This window comes from Acinetobacter wuhouensis (assembly GCF_001696605.3).
GTDB classification, from domain to species: domain Bacteria; phylum Pseudomonadota; class Gammaproteobacteria; order Pseudomonadales; family Moraxellaceae; genus Acinetobacter; species Acinetobacter wuhouensis.
On the sequence record NZ_CP031716.1, the window covers coordinates 1,042,018 to 1,060,373 of the forward strand.

Below are 18,356 nucleotides of genomic sequence, written 5' to 3' on the forward strand. Positions count from 1 at the left end.
TTTCCGTTTTGCATACAAGTTGCTGATTAAATAAGCAATTGTTATGCCATCCTTGGGTTTTTGTGATTTTACAAAAATGCCAACTTTAAAAAAAAGCTTGCATAATGTTCAGTTTAAATTTTTAGCGCTATTGTTTTTTTCAATCTGTTTCTTTTTTGACATAGATTTAATTGACTTACAAGTTCTATGTGCAAATTATTAAATTTTTTTTTAATTATTGATTTTTAGTAAAATTAATAAAAACTGACTATTGAACGCCGAAGCTGATGAGAAGTTCAAATACATTAAGCTAGACTTTTGATTTAGATGAATAAACGTACAGTCTGAAAAAAATTTGTATTTTTTGTATAAATTCAGCTAATTTGTGCAGATGAATTGCTTAAGCTGAACTAAAAATGTCAAACGGAAATTACTCATCCTCAAATGAAAGTGGGGAACTCGCACGGAGCTTATCAAATCGCCATCTGCAATTGATTGCGATAGGTGGTGCGATTGGTACAGGATTATTTATGGGTTCAGGCAAGACCATTAGTCTTGCAGGACCATCGATCTTATTTATTTACATGATCATCGGTTTAATGGTGTTCTTCGTGATGCGCGCGCTTGGCGAATTACTACTTTCAAACTTGCAATATAAATCATTCATTGATTTTTCAACTGATTTGATCGGCCCATGGGCGGGCTATTTTGTGGGTTGGACCTATTGGTTGTGTTGGATCACCATTGGTATTGCAGATTTATCCGCGATTATTTATTACTTACAGTTCTTTAATAATGGTGTCGCCTTCACGCCGACTGAAGGGGCAATGATTAGTGTTGCAGCCATTTTCTTTATTATGGGCCTAAACCTTGTAACAGTAAAATTGTTCGGTGAGCTTGAGTTTTGGTTTGCTTTGATCAAAATTATTGCCATTGTTGTATTGATTTTAGTTGGTCTGTGGATGATCTTTACTGGATTTACTTCAGCATCAACCGGTCAGGTGGCTTCATTTACCCATCTTTGGGATCATGGTGGGATGTTCCCGAAAGGATTTGAGGGCTTCTTGGCAGGTTTCCAAATTGCAATTTTCGCCTTTGTTGGTGTTGAATTGGTGGGTACAACGGCTGCTGAAACCAAAGATCCTGAAAAGAATTTACCAAAAGCAGTAAATTCGATTCCAATTCGTATCATTTTCTTCTATGTATTGGCACTTGTAATCGTAATGTCAGTAACACCATGGGATACAATTGATCCGAAAGTCAGCCCATTTGTAAACTTATTCAGTCAAGCGGGTATTGCTGCTGCTGCGATCATCATGAACTTGGTGGTGCTTTCTTCAGTGATGTCTTCGATGAACAGTGGTGTATTCTCTACTAGCCGTATGTTGTTTGGTCTTTCTCGTGAAGAACAAGGTCCAAAAGCTTTTGGTCTTTTGAATAAACGTGCTGTACCTGCAAATGCCTTGTACTTTTCAGGTGTGTGTTTACTCGGTGGTGCTGCATTACAGTACTTTGTACCTGATACGGTAAGAGCATTTACTTTAGCAACGACACTTTCAACGATTCTGTTCATTTTGGTATGGATTATTATTTTATGGAGTTATCTGGTGTATTACAAAACACGTCCAGAGCTTCATGCAAAATCGATCTTTAAATTACCAGGTGGCCCGATTACCTGTTATGTCGTGATTGCATTCTTCATTGGTACCATTGGTATTCTTGCACTTGAGACAGATACGCGTGAATCATTGATGGTTAGCCCGATCTGGTTAATGATCCTTGCAATTGGTTATTTTTGTTTCTATAAGAAAAAACAGTAATTAACCAATTCAGAGATTCTCATAAGAAAACGTCAGTGAATTACTGGCGTTTTTTTTATTCTCATTTTAATCTTTAACCTTTCTGCTTTGGTCTATATTTTAGATTCAAGGTATACTGACGAAAATTTTGGAAATAGGTGAACAAATGCGTTTAGCAATTTGTAGCATCACTTTAGTTTTAGCGAGTACGGGATTGATCGGATGTGGTCAGTCAGGTGAATTGCAGTTAGCCAATAGCCCAGACTATGACAAACGTGCCAAGTATTTGCTCTATTCAAATGAAAGCAAAACTGCGCAATCGGGTGAAAAGCAAGCTGAGAAAAAAATCACAGATCAGCTTACTTCACCAGATCAAACAGGATCAGCTTCACAAGCGAATTCAAACTAAACCTAATTACACTTTCAATGAAAGGATACATTCATGAGTTTTTCCCGCATTAATGGGGTATTGCATGCAGAGCAATGTTCTCTAGATCAACTTGCAACGCAATATGGCACACCACTTTATGTTTATTCAAAAGCAACTTTTGAAAAGCATTATTTAGATATGGATAAGGCTTTTAGCTTTATTGATCATCAAATTTGCTTTGCGGTGAAGTCAAACTCTAACCTTGCGGTATTGAATGTATTGGCAAAATTAGGTTCAGGTTTCGATATCGTAACAGGTGGCGAGCTTGCACGTGTACTTGCTGCAGGTGGTGAGCCATCAAAAATTGTATTTTCTGGCTTGGGTAAACAAGAAGCAGATATTCAAAAAGCTTTAGAAGTTGGGATTGCCTGCTTCAACGTAGAATCTAATGCAGAATTGGATCGCATCCAAAAAGTGGCAGCACAGCTTGGTAAAAAAGCGCCGATTTCTTTGCGTGTAAATCCAGATGTGGATGCTAAAACTCATCCATATATTTCAACAGGCTTGAAAGAAAATAAATTTGGTATTCCATCAGATTCAGTATTTGAAACTTATCAGTATGCTGCTTCTTTACCTAACTTAGATGTGGTGGGAATTGACTGTCACATCGGTTCGCAATTGACTGAAACACAGCCTTTTGTTGATGCACTGGATCGCATCATCGCGATGATTGATAAACTCAAAGAACTCGGTATCAATCTAAAACACATCGACATCGGCGGTGGTTTAGGTGTGACCTATAAAGATGAAGTACCACCAACAGTTGTTGAATACGCTGAATCTATGCGTCCTGCTTTAGAAAAATTAGGCTTGAAAGTTTATATGGAGCCAGGTCGTAGTATTTCTGCCAATGCTGGCGTATTAGTGACTAAAGTTGATTTACTGAAACCAACCAATCATCGTAATTTTGCGATTATTGATGCTGCGATGAATGACATGATTCGCCCATCGTTGTATCAGGCGTGGATGGATATTCAAGAAGTAAATCCACGTACAGATGTTGAAAAACAGACTTGGGACATCGTGGGTGCAATTTGTGAAACGGGTGACTTCCTTGGTAAAGAGCGTGAGCTTGCGATCAAAGAAAATGACAATCTTGCACTATTAGGTGCAGGGGCGTATGGTTTTGTGATGAGCTCAAACTATAACAGCCGTGGTCGTGCTGCTGAAGTGATGGTTGATGGAGCTCAATCTCATTTAATCCGTAAACGTGAAACGATTGAATCACTTTGGGAAAATGAAAGTTTATTGCCTTAAGGAGTCATTTTAGATGTTATTAGAATTCACCAAAATGCATGGTCTAGGCAATGACTTCATGGTGGTTGATCTGATCAGTCAGCGTGCTTTTTTTGATGCAATGACTATTCGACGTTTAGCCGATCGTCATTTTGGTATTGGTTTTGATCAGCTTTTAATTGTTGAACCACCTGATTTTCCAAATGTAGATTTTAAATATCGTATTTTCAATGCAGATGGTTCGGAAGTAGAGCAGTGTGGTAATGGTGTACGTTGCTTTGCTCGCTTTGTTTATGAACGTCAATTGACTAATAAAAAGCGTTTTAAAGTGCAAACTTGTGCAGGGATTGTTGAGCCTGAATTGGGTGAAAATGGTTGGGTTCGTGTCAACATGGGACAACCTAAATTTTTACCGAAAGAGATTCCTTTCATTGCTGAAGAAGCAGATGCCTTGTATGACATTGCGCTCGCCAATGATGAGCAGTTGACCATTGATGTGGTGAATATGGGCAATCCGCATGCTGTGACTGTAGTTCCAGATGTGCTGACTGCTGATGTAGCAAAAATTGGTCCACAAGTTGAATCACACGAGCGTTTTCCACAGCGTGTTAATGCAGGCTTTATGCAGATTATTGATGAAAAGCATGCGCGTTTGCGTGTGTTTGAACGTGGTGTGGGTGAAACGATGGCGTGTGGTACAGGTGCTTGTGCTGCAGCTGTTTCAGGTATGCGCCGTGGTTTACTGGCGAATAATGTTGAGATTGAACTTGCAGGCGGTAAATTGCAAATTGAATGGAAAGAAGGTGATGTGGTGTGGATGACAGGTCCAACGGCAACGGTTTATGAAGGTCGTTTAGATCTACGTTATTTCCAAAGTTGATTGATTCAAAATTTTTAGTAATGTTTTTTTAAGCCCTGAAATTATTTCGGGGCTTTTTAACATAAAATGATTTCATTTTCAGTTCAACTTTGTTCAAGATAAATATCACAACTTTTAAATGATTTATACAAAAAATAGGACCATAAAAATGGCGATAGATCGTATCGATTGGCATGCTGAATCAGCAGAGCAAGCGGGTTTTCCCTATGAAAATGGAGGAACACATATTGGAATTTACCTAGCGTGGATCATCAATAATCATTTGGAAGGCGAGTTTCACCAAGAAGAAAGTGAGGATGAGGTCGCACAAGTTTTTGTACGGAAAATGACAGGGCGTAAATTTTTAATTCAGATGTGTGATGAAAAGTTTTGCGAAGAGGATTTAAATGAAGAAGGTCTTGCTTTTACCCAAGCCTACTATGAAAGCAATGAATATTTCAAAGACTATGATGCGACTCTCGTACATGCTAAAGGTTTAGAAAATACCTATGCTGTAGAGGATACGTGGGAAAATTATGATCTTATGGCACCCATTATTAGCGAAAAATATAAACAATGGCGAGAGAAGCAATAAATTGATTATAGTAAAATTCATGATTTAAGGGGAAGCATAAAAAAACACAGTTCATAATCATTGAACTGTGTTCGAACAATCATCTGTCTGGAGTTCAGATAATTGTTCATTAACTGCAAATTACAGCATTGGTGTTTGTATAATTTATAAATGAGGGTCAATCTTGCACTTTCAAGTGGTCTGTGGGTTAAGCTGCATATTTTGAAAGATTTGGCTTATTTCATTGAGTGAATACCAAACATATTTCCCTCAGTGTCAATTGCTAAAACAATATGTCCATGTTCTCCAATAGACATTTTAGTTCGGTGAATTTTTCCACCAGCGCTTTCTATTCGAACTTGCTCAATTGCGCAATCATCACTGTTAAAATAGACAATTGTGCTGTTACCACCAGCGAGAACGCCTTCCATTTTGACTAGCGCACCAGTTGCTCCATAAAGTTGCATATCAAAAGGAAAATGTTTCATTTGTATGTCTTGAGAAGAATCAGGATTATGAAAATCAGTCAGTTTAATATTCAAAACCGTTTCATAAAATATTCTAGCTCTTTGTAAATCATTGACATAAATCTCAAACCAACAGACTGGATTTATCATTGTGTTGTTCCTCATCTTGATTTTATGATTTGGATAATTTTTAAACTTTATCATGATGAGCTTATGACAAACTTAAGCGACAAAGATAGATATTTTGTAAATGTATTTTTGTTTTGTTCAATTTAAATAAAAAAGAACGCCGAAGCGTTCTCTTTTTTTTAGTGATTTAGATTAATGGCGTGCAGCTTTTTTGCCTTCATCTACTGCTTTTACAATCGGTGCTTTAACCAAAGGTTTAGGTTGTTCGATTAGTGCAAGTGGAAGAATCTCATCGATACTCTTCACTGCTTTAATTTCCAAACCATCTTTGACATTCTGAGGAATTTCAGTCAAGTCACGGACGTTTTCTTGTGGGATAAACACAAGTTTAACACCACCACGATGTGCTGCTAAAAGTTTCTCTTTCAAGCCACCAATACGCATTGCTCGACCACCTAGACTGGTTTCACCTGTCATTGCAATATCAGGACGAATTGCAATTTTAGTGAACGCAGAAACAAGGGCTAAAGTCAGTGCTAAACCAGCCGATGGACCATCTTTTGGAGTTGCACCTTCAGGTAAATGCACATGTACATCAGTTTCTTCAAAACGTGATGCTTCGATCCCCAACTCATCTGCACGGGTACGAACAACCGTCATTGCAGCAGTAATTGACTCTTTCATCACGTCACCAAGTGAACCTGTGGTAATGAATTTACCTTTACCAGGAACAGCAGCAACTTCAATCGTCAATAACTCGCCACCAACAGATGTCCAAGCCAGGCCATTAACACGACCCACTTGCGCTTCTTCTTCTGCCATACCGTAGTCAAACTTATGAACACCTAAATAATCTGGCAAGTTCTCAGCAGTCACATCAATATGTAAGTTTTTGGCTTTCTTACTAACAGACTCTTTCACCACTTTACGTGCAATTTTAGACACTTCACGTTCAAGACTACGTACGCCTGCTTCACGCGTATAACGACGCACGATGTCACGAATTGCTTCTTCATGCACAGTCAGTTCTTTAGCACGTAAACCATTGTTCTTGATTGCTTTCGGAACAAGGTAACGGTCTGCAATATTGACTTTTTCGTCTTCGGTATAACCAGGCAGACGAATCACTTCCATACGATCAAGCAATGCTTCAGGAATATTCATGCTGTTTGCAGTACAGATGAACATCACTTCAGACAAGTCAAGATCAAGATCTAAATAATGATCATTGAACTTATTGTTCTGTGATGGATCAAGTACTTCAAGCAGAGCAGAAGCTGGATCACCACGGTAGTCCTGTGCCATTTTGTCAATTTCATCGAGTAAGAACAGTGGGTTCTTCACACCGACTTTTGTCAAAGATTGCACGATCTTACCTGGCATCGCACCGATATAGGTACGACGATGACCACGAATTTCCGCTTCATCACGTACACCACCGAGTGCCATACGAACGAATTCACGACCTGTTGCTTTGGCAATGGATTCACCGAGTGAAGTTTTACCTACACCTGGAGGACCAACTAGACACAAGATTGGACCACGAAGTTTTTTCACGCGTGATTGAACTGCTAAATATTCAACAATACGCTCTTTTACTTCGTCCAAACCATAATGGTCTGCATCTAAAATTTCTTGTGCTTTTGCCAAGTTAATGCTGACTTTGCTCGCTTTATTCCAAGGTGTATCTAAAATCACCTCGATATAGTTACGAACTACAGCCGCTTCACTTGAAGCAGGTTGCATTGCTTTGAGTTTACGGAATTCAGCTTCTGCTTTTTTACGCACGTGTTCAGGTAAATCAGCTTCTGCTAAACGCTTTTCAATTTCAGCAACATCATCTTCCGCACCGCCATTCATGTCGGAAAGTTCACGCTGAATCACTTTCATCTTTTCATTGAGGAAGTATTCGCGTTGATTCTTTTCCATTTGGCGTTTTACAGAATCATGCAAAGTTTGCTCAATCTGTTGTTCTTCAGACTGTTGTAGCAAATAAGTCATGAGTTCTTGTAAATGTGCTTCAAACTCATCGTGTTCTAAGAATTTTTGTTTTACATCTATATTCAAAGGTACACGCGTTGCAACGAAGAACAATAATTGCAATAAATCATCAATTTTATTGGCAGCAGCAATCAATTCACGTGCATTACGTAATTTTGCTTCTGCGTATTGTGAAAATAAGGCACGCAATTCTTCAACACGTGTTGCTTGCGTATCTTGATCTACAGATACGGTCATCGGGCTCAATGCGTGTTCAGCAGACAGGTATTCATCATTGTCAATGATTTCAACCAGCTTAGAACGATGTAAGCCTTCAATTAATACTTTTATGCAGTTTTCATCATTCTCATGATTCACAACTTGTACAATCTTAGCGACAGTACCATATTGATATAAATTGTCGTGATCAATTTCTTCTGTAAGCGAATCTTTTTGCGCAACTACAAATACTAAATTGTCACTGTTACGAGCCACATCAACTGCATTAATCGATTTTTCACGACCCACAAATAACGCAATTTGCATGTGCGGATAAACCACCACATCACGTAGCGCTAAAAGCGGTAATACACTTGGAACCTGTGGCTCTAAGTTTTCTTGATTCATAATAATCTCAGACATGGGCACTCCTAATGAGTGACAACGGTGTTGCCATGTTTTTTATAGTGATGTGTATTTATAAAATTACAAGGGCTTTGCTTAATAAAAAAAATAAAAAAACGCAAATGTATGATTAATAAATGAAGCTAGCGGCACTTATTGACTGAAATGACGCTTAAAATGATAAGTTTTAGACGGTGTGATCAATCCATCTAAAGCTTGATCCCAAGGGTTGCGCTTTAATTCAATGTCTAATTTTTGAAAATCATGTGCTAAACCGAGCCGATATGGACGATGCAAAGCAGAGGCGAGTGTACGATCATAAAAACCACCGCCCATGCCCATCCGTGCACCTTTATCATCACAGGCAAGTAAAGGCATAACAACAAGATCTAAAATAGAAATATGTAATCCTCTACTTGCGATTGGTTCAAGCATGCCTAGTGGATGGCGAGAGAACAAGTGATTATGAAATTGATGTTTTGAAACTCTGACCCACCGCAAGGTTTTATTCATATTACAAATCAAGGGTAAATAAACTTGTTTACCATGTTGAAAACAAAATTCAATGAGAAGTCGTGTTCTGACTTCACCAAAAGCATCTAGATAAACCCCCACTTTTTTTGCGTACTGTAACTGTGGATGCTTTAAAAACTGTTTAAAGCATTGCTGCTCAATGTTTCTGTGTTGAAGTGGTGTTAATGATCGTCTTTGCTTTCTGATCATTTTGCGTAATTCAGTGTTTTGATTCATAAGGTTTGAAGAAAAATAAAACCATATACAGTATACAGGTGAATAATTCTTTTTCATGGAAATAAGAAATCAGCTCCCTTTTTTAGCCACTTTTATTGAAAGCTGATGACTACATAACCATTCGATTCTATAGATGTGGTTTAAAATCAACTGGATAAAATGTTAACTGTATCGCTATCTTGTTTAAATAATGCCTAAAAATAACTTTGTTTGAATTTAAGATAATACTTTTTAAATTAAATAGGCTTTGTTGCACAAAGCTATTCTTGAGGGCTTCTTTAGCAATATAATTTCCAGATGAAGAAGCCTGCACCTAAAACTTACCGTACAACCAATTGGTCCTCGTATAACCAAGCTTTAATCAAGCGAGGAAATATTTCAATCTGGTTTGATCCTAAGACGCAATGGTATGCACAACCACAAGGCAAGCAAGGACGAAATCAAACTTATTCCGATACAGCGATTCAATGCTGTTTAATGATCAAATCTCTATTCCGTCTTTCTTTACGTATGGTTACTGGCTTTGTTCAAAGCCTGATTAAACTCTGTGGCTTGAATTGGACAGCACCAGATTACTCCACCCTTTGTAGACGACAAAAGCATATTGATATTGCGATAAGCTATCAGAAAAGTCATGATGGGTTACACCTACTTGTCGACTCTACGGGTTTAAAGTTTTTAGGTGAAGGCGAATGGAAGCGTAAAAAACATCAGCCTGAATACCGTCGGCAATGGCGTAAACTGCATATTGGTATAGATGCTGAAACACTGCAAATACGTGCCGTTCAGCTTACTACAAATAATGTCAGTGATTCACAAGTACTAGGTGATTTACTGGATCAAATTCCACTAGATGAGCGAATAGATTCTGTCTATACCGATGGCGCGTACGACACGAAGTGCTGCAGAAAAGTGATTTCAGATCGTCAAGCACATGCAGTAATTCCACCCAGAAAGAATGCCAAGCCCTGGAAAGATTCTAAAATAAGTTCAATAGAACGAAATGAGTTACTTCAAACGGTTAAACATTTAGGCAGAACCCTATGGAAAAAATGGTCGGGTTATCACCGTCGTAGTTTGGTGGAAACCAAGATGCATTGCATCAAATTATTAGGAGATAAGCTGACGGCAAGACATTTTCAAAGTCAGGTCAATGAAATTCATGCGCGTGTGGCAGTTCTGAATAGATTTACGGAATTAGGTAGACCTCACACCCAAGTTGTCACTTAAATTTGAATGGATTGGGGAAAACTCAGCTTTTGAATGTTTATGCAACAAAGCCCCTCCAGGTGTAAAAATTGAAATTACTACAGACGGTGATATCAAGGTTACATTTGATCCAGATGTAGATCCAAGCACGATTGATCCAAATACAGACTTTGTGATCACGGGTGAAGATGGCTTACCATTAAAAGATATAGATGGTAATCTAGTGCCTGCTCCATCATGGACTACACCAGATGGTGGTATTACGTGGACAGGTAAAGTACCGCCAAATGTCGATGGTGAAGTCACAGTAAAAGTCCCTGCGAAAGACGCTAATGATAATCCAACTTACACTGACAAAACAGGCAATCCAGGTACAGGTAATGATGCTACAGTAGCTGTAGATACAACACCTCCAGGTGTAAAAGTAGAAATCACGCCAAACGGTGATATCAAGGTTACATTTGATCCAGATGTAGATCCAAGCACGATTGATCCAAATACAGACTTTGTGATCACGGGCGAAGATGGCTTACCATTAAAAGATATAGATGGTAATCCAGTGGATGCCCCACAATTTGAAACCACAGATGGTGGTATTACGTGGACAGGTAAAGTACCGCCAAATGTCGAAAGTGAAATTAAGGTAGAAGTACCAGCAGGCACTTACACAGATAAAGTAGGTAACCCTGGTAAGCTTGGTAACTCAAATATTGGTTCTGATGGTCAGCCAGATCCTGAAGGTGAACCTGTTTTTGTTGATACAGCTCCTCCAGGTGTAAAAGTAGAAATCACGCCAGATGGTAAGATCACAGTAACTTTTGATCCAGATGTAGATACAAATACAATTAGTTTGGATGATATTCAGGTCACTTTAACTGATGAAAAAGGTGAGCCAATTCTGGATGATGATGGTCGCCCAGTCACTATTCCATTAATAAGTACAGATGGTGGCATTATTTGGACAGGCGAAGTACCGCCAAATCTCGATGGTATCGTGAAGGTTGAAGTCCCTGAGAATAGCTACAAAGATAAAACAGGCAACCTTGGTACAGGTGATGACGCTACAGTAGCTGTGGATACAACACCTCCAGGTGTAAAAATTGAAATTACTACAGACGGTGATATCAAGGTTACATTTGATCCAGATGTAGATCCAAGCACGATTGATCCAAATACAGACTTTGTGATCACGGGTGAAGATGGCTTACCATTAAAAGATATAGATGGTAATCTAGTGCCTGCTCCATCATGGACTACACCAGATGGTGGTATTACGTGGACAGGTAAAGTACCGCCAAATGTCGATGGTGAAGTCACAGTAAAAGTCCCTGCGAAAGACGCTAATGATAATCCAATTTACACTGACAAAACAGGCAATCCAGGTACAGGTAATGATGCTACAGTAGCTGTAGATACAACACCTCCAGGTGTAAAAGTAGAAATCACGCCAGATGGTAAGATCACAGTCACATTTGATCCAGATGTAGATCCAAGCACGATTGATCCAAATACAGACTTTGTGATCACAGATGGAAATGCTGAACCGTTAAAAGACAAAAATGGCGATCTAGTGCCTGCTCTATCATGGACTACACCAGATGGTGGTATTACGTGGACAGGTAAGATACCGCCAAATGTTGAAAGTGAAGTTAAGGTTGAAGTACCAGCAGACAGTTACACAGATAAAGTAGGTAACCCTGGTAAGCTTGGTAATTCAAATATTGATTCTGAAGGTCAGCCAGATCCTGAAGGTGAACCTGTTTTTGTTGACACAGCTCCTCCGAGTGTGAAGGTTGAAATTGGCACAGACGGTAAGATCACTGTAACTTTTGATCCAGATGTTGATCCAAGCACGATTGACCCGAATACAGACTTTGTGATCACGGGCGAAGATGGCTTACCATTAAAAGATAAAAATGGTAATCCATTTACTTTAGAAAAAACTGATGATCCACTGATTTGGACAGGTAAAGTGCCGCCAAATGTCGATGGTGAAGTCACAGTAAAAGTCCCCGAGAATAGCTACAAAGACAAAACAGGCAACTTGGGTACAGGTGATGACGCTACAGTACCTGTAGATACAACACCTCCAGGTGTAAAAGTAGAAATCACGCCAGATGGTAAGATCACTGTTACATTTGATCCAGATGTGGATACAGATACAATTAGCTTAGATGATATTCAGGTCACTTTAACAGATAAAGAAGGCAAGCCAATTCTTGATAAAGAAGGCAAGCCAGTGACTGTTCCACCACTGACATCAGCAGATGGTGGTATCACTTGGACAGGTAAAGTACCGCCAAATATTGACGGAAAAGTAAACGTAGAGGTGCCTGCGAAAGATGCAGATGGAAACCCAACCTACACTGACAAAACAGGCAATCCTGGTACAGGTAATGACGCTACAGTAGCTGTAGATACAACTCCACCGACAGTGACAGTAGAAATCGAACCTGAAACGATTAAAACCGTCATTATTTCAGGTGTCACTTCACTTGAACTTGGTGATATTGTGACAAATGGTCAGATTGTTGAAGATAGTCTAATAGACAATGGTGATGGTACTTGGACTGTAAAAGTTAAAGTCAATGGTGATCTAGAGATCAAGGAGATTATAGGTCAGCCAGAGGCGACGACAGAGATTAAAGACAGCGTTATTGTTTCAAATAATAATGGTACAAATAACTCTACAGTGACATTTAAATTCTCAGAAACACTTAAGGATGGCAGTTTTACAGAGGCAGATATTAAAGTCACTGGTGGAACTTTAGTTCCAAATAGCCTGAATTATGATCCAGTTACTGATACTTGGACAGCTGAAATCAAGGTAACACTTGGTCAAGAAGTTACTGTTGAAGTGAGAGATCAGAGCTATGAAGACCTTGCAGGAAATAAAGGATCAGATGGTCATGATGTCTTAGAAACGATCAAAATCACTAGTGTTAAACCGACTGAAGATGGTCAAAGCACAGAAATCACTGTGAAAAGCTCTCAGAAACCAGAAGATATTATTTTAATAGTAGATGGTAAGCCTATCAGTATTGTTGAATGGATAGACAATGGGGATGGTACATATACCTTTAGAACAGAGGGCGATGTTAAGGGGGATAAAATCACAGCGACTACGACTACAACACCAACTGATGATCATCCTGATGGTGAGCAGATCTCAGATACAGTGAGCTTACCATTTGTGAGTATTGACACCATTGCATTTGATGATGTGATCAATAAAGCTGAATGGGAAGATTTAACCCAAGGTGGTGATACGATTACGATCACAGGGAAGATCAGTAACTCTGATCCAGATACACTGACAGTAACTGTGAATGGGGAGACGTATACCTATGATAAAAATCTTACTAATAATACAGTCGCAATCAATGGCGATGGTACATGGTCAATTCAAGTGCCTAAAGATTCAATTAAAGACACCAATCATATTACAGCAGTAGCAACAGCTGAAGGTGGTAGATCTATATCGAATACAGCTGAAAGTGATCCAATCCGAGATATTAAGCCACCAACAGTGAAAGTTGTAGTAGATGAAGACGGTAACATCACTGTTACATTTGACTCAGATGTAGACCGTGATTCGATTAAACCAGAAACTGACATCGTGATCACGGACAAAAACAGTAATCCACTCAAAGATAAAGATGGCAAACTAGTTACGATCAAGCTTGAAGCTTCGGAAGATGGTTTGACTTGGACAGGTAAAGTGCCATCAAATGTTGAAGGTGGTGTAAAAGTTGAGGTTCCTGCACTAGGTGAGGATGGTAAGCCAACGTATACCGACAAAGCAGGTAACCCAGGTGAACCAAATCGTGGTGAGAATGACATCAATATGGTTCCACCGACAGTGACAGTTATTGTAGATAAAGACGGTAACATCACAGTCACCTTTGATCCGGATGTGGATCCAAGTACGATTGATCCAGAAACTGACATTGTGATCACGGATAAAGAAGGCAATCCACTCAAAGACCAAGATGGTAAACCAGTTGAGATCACCTTAACACCAAGTGAAGATCATTTAACGTGGACAGGCAAAGTGCCATCAAATGTTGAAGGTGGTGTGAAAGTTGAGGTTCCTGCAACAGATGCTGAGGGTAACCCAACTTATACCGACAAAGCGGGTAACCCAGGTGAACCAAATAGTGGTGGCAATGACATCAATATGGTTCCACCAGGTGTGACTGTTGTTGTTGATAAAAACGGTAACATCACAGTCACCTTTGACCCTGATGTGGATCCAGATACGATTGATCCAGACACAGGCTTTGTGATCACGGATAGAGATGGTAATCCGATTGAAATCACACTTAAGCCTTCAGAAGATGGTTTAACGTGGACAGGTAAAGTACCAGAAGACGTTGAAGGTAAAGTGACTGTAGAAGTTCCTGAGGGTAGCTATACCGACAAAGCGGGTAACCCTGGTGAACCAAATAGTGGTGGCAATGACATCAATATGGTTCCACCAACAGTGACGGTTATTGTAGATAAAGAAGGTAATATCACAGTCACCTTTGACCCTGATGTAGATCCAGACACGATTGATCCAGAAACAGACTTTGTGATCACGGATAGAGATGGTAATCCGATTGAAATCACACTTAAACCTTCAGAAGATGGTTTAACGTGGACAGGTAAAGTACCAGAAGACGTTGAAGGTAAAGTGACTGTGGAAGTTCCTGAGGGCAGTTATACCGACAAAGCGGGTAACCCAGGCGAATCAAATAGTGATGAGAATGACATCAATATGGTTCCACCAACAGTAATAATCACACTTGAAGAAAGTAATTTAGCTGACCCACATATCATCATTGAGTTCAGTGAAGTTCCTTGTGGTGCCAATGGTGTTCCTTTAACAGCTGAACAAGTGAAAGATTTACTTACAACTCAAGGATTTAACTTTGACAGTGGTTTGGTAAGTAAGGATGGTGGTTTGACTTGGGCTGCGCCTATTACCTATACATCTGGCGATGCAAAAGCTGATATAGCGAATGATACTTATTTTGACGCAGCAAAAAATGCTGGTTCAGGAAATGGTGATATATTAAAAGCGCCAGAAGTTATTTCTAAAGAACCAACACAGACTGTGAAAGTTACTGGTGGTGATGACGGTAATGGTTCGTTTAGTAGTTCTAATTCTGATAAGAGTTCAAGCTCACCTAGTGATTCAAAAGCTAAGAAACATAATACATATGTTGAATTAAGCGCTGATGATCTTGACACAGCACGGATTATTATTAACTTGACATTGGTTGATAACTCATTTGCATTATTGGTAAATGGTCAATCAATCATTGATAAAGGAACTAATACCAATACACCAGTATTCCAGTTGCAAGCTGGTGATAAGGTACATGGGACAAATCAGATCATATTGCAAACGGCTGATGGAAAACCATTTGGTGATTCTAATGGGACTACACCATGGAATGAAAATGCCAATGGGTTACCTCGTATCCAAGTTGTGATAGATAAAGATGGTATTCGTTTCTTTGCTAGTTCATCCACTTCATCATCTGAGTTAATTGAGTTATTTATTTCTGATGCAGATAAAAGTCGAATTAATTTACCAGAATTAATTGCTGGGAAGAATGAGATTTCTGTCTGGAATCATGATGGTACAGGTGTAGATGCGATTGCTGGGAATGTAAAAGTTCTGACAGGTGAGGGTTTTGTAATATCTGACGAAGATGGTGCTGAGGTATCAAAAGCTGTTATCAAAGTATCTGGCGAGTTGCAAGGTGCACTTATCATACCAGTCTTGCCAAAAGGGATTAAAGCTTCATGGAGTAAGGATGGTAGTGAATTAACCCTCACTGCGACAAATGGTGCATTGTCACATAAAGATTTCTCTGATGCGATCAACTTGCTCATGTTTGGTGTGAAAAAAGATCAAACTGTTACAGATGGTGAGCGTACGATTGAAGTTACGATTTATGATGAAGATGGTTTAAAATCTAGTACAGCGACTGGTACTTTTGATTATAAAGCAGGCTTAGGTAATATTTATGTTAACCAGTTTGATTTCACTGATCCAACTGTTACAACAGTTTCTCCAGCTCAAGCAGATGAGGGTGAGGATTTAGTTCATACCATCACATTGAGTAAAGCCACTACGCACGATACTGAATTTAGCTTTAAATTGGGTGGTGGGATTAATGATAGTGCGACCGCTGATGATTATGGAACACCACGCTTTAGCAATGGTGTTACTTATGATGCAACTACAGGAAAAATTACTGTACCTAAGGGCGTAGATAGTTTCACTGTGACCTATACAGCGACAACAGATAATGAAGTTGAAGGTACTGAAACTGTGACACTTGAAGTTGGGGGTGTGACAGGACAAGGTGAAATTACGGATGCACTAATAGTTCCAGAAAACGGTGTAACAGCAACTTTAGTTGACTTAATTGAATTGTCTGGTGTCTATGATGACTCATTACCAGGTTTGTCAGAGGTATATAAAGATCAAAACGGTAATTATGACGTTTACGATACTTTCTCTGTCAATCTTGGATTATCACCTGAGCAAAAAGAACAGTTGGCAGCTGGAAATATTAAGGTGACCGTAACTGGCCCGAATGGTGAGCAAATTCAGGTTACCGTGGATAAAGATGGTGTAATTACTGGGAAAATTTCAGATATTGGTAATTTATCTGGTGATGATCTTAAAGTTTCAGTCAGTGTTGAAACCGTAGGTTCTTCAACGCCAGTTGTAACAGAGCATCCAATTACTGTAACACCTGTCGAAAATATTAAAGTTATTGATTATGCTCAGAATATTCAGACCCAAATTGATGATATTTTAGCGAAAATTAAAGTGGATTATATTGCAAACGGTAATCCACAACCAACTTACGATGGTGTGTTTCACAAGCTATATAAAGCTGAAGTTGATAAATATTTGAAAGAACACGGTTTGAATAGCGAATGGGACATTACTGATCCAAGTGTTAAACAATCAATTCGTGAACAAGTATGGAATGATAATCCAGATTTATTATTTACAGCGTTTCAAAGCGAGATTGAAAATAAAGTTCAGGGTGATATGAATGGACACAGCTCGAAAGACGATAAGATATCAGATATTCATGTTATCGATATTGATGCATATCTAGCACTTAAAGCACTAGCTCCGGGTTTCAGTAATAAGCTAACATTGAATATCGATGGTCCACGTGATCAAGCCAGCGATTGGATTATTTTTGATAAACCATTTGATAGTTCAATGTTTATTATTGAAAGTAAAATGACCAATAATGGTAAAACCAACTTCTTTGATAATTATGGTGTTATTTATAAAAATCCGATTACTGGTGAGCCTTTGAGCTTTATGTTTAATAACATACAAGGTGTTGCGTTTGGTGATGGTACTGTTATTACAGCAAATGCTGATGGAGTTATTACATCATTTAAAAACTTCTCAATGACACTTTCATCAGCGATGGTTGGTGATGATGTCGATGGTAAATTATTGGGTGGTCTTAAATTTAGTTCTAGCTTCATTGATAGTGCGACCGAAACCATTTTAGTGAGTGATCAGGAAAAAACTATTAAGCCAGAAATTTACTTAAATGGTAAGCTTTTGGTAGCGGAAAAAGGATGGTATGTCCTTACTGATTCACAAGCTGCGGCATTTAAAACAGCTAATTTTGAGTTAACCATAAAAGTTCCAACTCAATTGTATGATGATGAAAATGATCCATTTGGTAGTGCGGAAGATTTTAAAGCTCAATTTGAAGCGTTCTTAAATAAAGAAGCTAATCTAGAAGCGTTATTGGTTGAACCAACAGCACAAGCTTCTATGATGCGTATGTCAATGGATTATGAAGACACGAGTGACATCATCTTCGATCTACTCAACGATGACAACACTGGTGGCAATACATTAACAACAGTGGAGCACTTCACATCTACAGATCATATCAATGTTTCAGACTTGCTTGACACCAATGCAAGCCTTGAAAACATCAATGAATACCTCACAGTAAGTTATGATGCCGATGCAGACCAAGCAGTGATTTCGATCGACCGTGACGGTACAGCAGGCAGCTATCAAAGTACTGAATTGTTAGTGTTGAATAATCAAACAACTGATGTAACGTTGAAAGAATTATTGGAAAACAATCAAATCATCATTTTCTGATGATTTGATTACAGATAATTTGTTCTAAATAAAAAAGCTCCTTCGGGGGCTTTTTTATTGACTAAGAAACAATATTTTAAGGCATTTATATGCAACAGTTGATTTAGCATAACTGCTTTAATTTTTCTTGTATCGAGTTAAACCGACCAAAGGAAG

At 38.8% G+C, this 18,356-nt stretch carries 10 protein-coding genes; 7 read left to right on the forward strand and 3 right to left on the reverse strand.

Annotated features, from left to right (window positions below; all coding sequences use genetic code 11):
- Positions 1–395: 395 nt before the first annotated feature.
- The 5 genes from BEN71_RS05620 (at position 396) to BEN71_RS05640 (ending at position 4,898) form a co-directional block, all read left to right on the forward strand.
- Positions 396–1,799, forward strand: a complete 1,404-nt coding sequence (locus BEN71_RS05620) for an amino acid permease (protein WP_068975247.1) — start codon at positions 396–398, stop codon at positions 1,797–1,799.
- Positions 1,800–1,944: 145 nt separating this feature from the next.
- A complete protein-coding gene (locus BEN71_RS05625) occupies positions 1,945–2,187 on the forward strand; it encodes a hypothetical protein (protein ID WP_068975246.1) in 243 nt (80 codons plus the stop codon).
- Between the two features lie 33 nt (positions 2,188–2,220).
- Positions 2,221–3,465 carry a diaminopimelate decarboxylase gene (gene lysA / locus BEN71_RS05630; protein WP_068975245.1) on the forward strand — a complete coding sequence of 415 codons (1,245 nt, stop codon included), beginning with the start codon at positions 2,221–2,223 and terminating at the stop codon, positions 3,463–3,465.
- Positions 3,466–3,478: 13 nt separating this feature from the next.
- Complete coding sequence (dapF, locus tag BEN71_RS05635) at positions 3,479–4,324, forward strand: diaminopimelate epimerase (protein ID WP_068975244.1); 846 nt, start codon at positions 3,479–3,481, stop codon at positions 4,322–4,324.
- 148 nt (positions 4,325–4,472) lie between these two features.
- Positions 4,473–4,898, forward strand: a complete 426-nt coding sequence (locus BEN71_RS05640; protein ID WP_068975243.1) for a DUF7832 domain-containing protein — start codon at positions 4,473–4,475, stop codon at positions 4,896–4,898.
- 215 nt (positions 4,899–5,113) lie between these two features.
- On the opposite strand, the gene BEN71_RS05645 is transcribed toward BEN71_RS05640, so the two are convergent.
- The 3 genes from BEN71_RS05645 to BEN71_RS05655 all read right to left on the reverse strand — a co-directional run bounded on the left by BEN71_RS05645 (position 5,114) and on the right by BEN71_RS05655 (position 8,827).
- A complete protein-coding gene (locus BEN71_RS05645; protein WP_068975242.1) occupies positions 5,114–5,494 on the reverse strand; it encodes a VOC family protein in 381 nt (126 codons plus the stop codon).
- Positions 5,495–5,665: 171 nt separating this feature from the next.
- Positions 5,666–8,095 (reverse strand): endopeptidase La, encoded by a 2,430-nt coding sequence (gene lon, locus BEN71_RS05650; protein WP_068975241.1) that lies wholly within the window; start codon positions 8,093–8,095, stop codon positions 5,666–5,668.
- 135 nt (positions 8,096–8,230) lie between these two features.
- Entirely contained in the window at positions 8,231–8,827 is a 597-nt protein-coding gene (locus BEN71_RS05655) for a 5-formyltetrahydrofolate cyclo-ligase (RefSeq protein WP_068975240.1), read from the reverse strand.
- A 297-nt stretch (positions 8,828–9,124) separates the two neighbouring features.
- Here BEN71_RS05655 and BEN71_RS05660 point away from each other — a divergent pair, with 297 nt between their 5' ends.
- Together BEN71_RS05660 and BEN71_RS05665 are read left to right on the forward strand one after the other, a co-directional pair.
- Positions 9,125–10,057 (forward strand): IS5-like element ISAha3 family transposase, encoded by a 933-nt coding sequence (locus tag BEN71_RS05660; RefSeq protein ID WP_039251835.1) that lies wholly within the window; start codon positions 9,125–9,127, stop codon positions 10,055–10,057.
- On the forward strand, positions 10,047–18,200 hold the full coding sequence (locus BEN71_RS05665) for an Ig-like domain-containing protein (RefSeq protein WP_161553507.1): 8,154 nt from the start codon (positions 10,047–10,049) through the stop codon (positions 18,198–18,200). Before BEN71_RS05660 ends, BEN71_RS05665 begins: the two co-directional genes overlap by 11 nt.
- Positions 18,201–18,356: the final 156 nt, after the last annotated feature.

Bases quoted from the DNA above. Each gene is read 5' to 3' on its own strand.
- BEN71_RS05620 (WP_068975247.1), top strand. From the start codon at position 396: ATGTCAAACGGAAATTACTCATCCTCAAATGAAAGTGGGGAACTCGCA.
- BEN71_RS05655 (WP_068975240.1), bottom strand. From the start codon at position 8,827: ATGAATCAAAACACTGAATTACGCAAAATGATCAGAAAGCAAAGACGA.
- lon (WP_068975241.1), bottom strand. From the start codon at position 8,095: ATGTCTGAGATTATTATGAATCAAGAAAACTTAGAGCCACAGGTTCCA.
- dapF (WP_068975244.1), top strand. From the start codon at position 3,479: ATGTTATTAGAATTCACCAAAATGCATGGTCTAGGCAATGACTTCATG.
- BEN71_RS05660 (WP_039251835.1), top strand. From the start codon at position 9,125: ATGAAGAAGCCTGCACCTAAAACTTACCGTACAACCAATTGGTCCTCG.
- BEN71_RS05640 (WP_068975243.1), top strand. From the start codon at position 4,473: ATGGCGATAGATCGTATCGATTGGCATGCTGAATCAGCAGAGCAAGCG.
- BEN71_RS05645 (WP_068975242.1), bottom strand. From the start codon at position 5,494: ATGATAAATCCAGTCTGTTGGTTTGAGATTTATGTCAATGATTTACAA.
- lysA (WP_068975245.1), top strand. From the start codon at position 2,221: ATGAGTTTTTCCCGCATTAATGGGGTATTGCATGCAGAGCAATGTTCT.
- BEN71_RS05625 (WP_068975246.1), top strand. From the start codon at position 1,945: ATGCGTTTAGCAATTTGTAGCATCACTTTAGTTTTAGCGAGTACGGGA.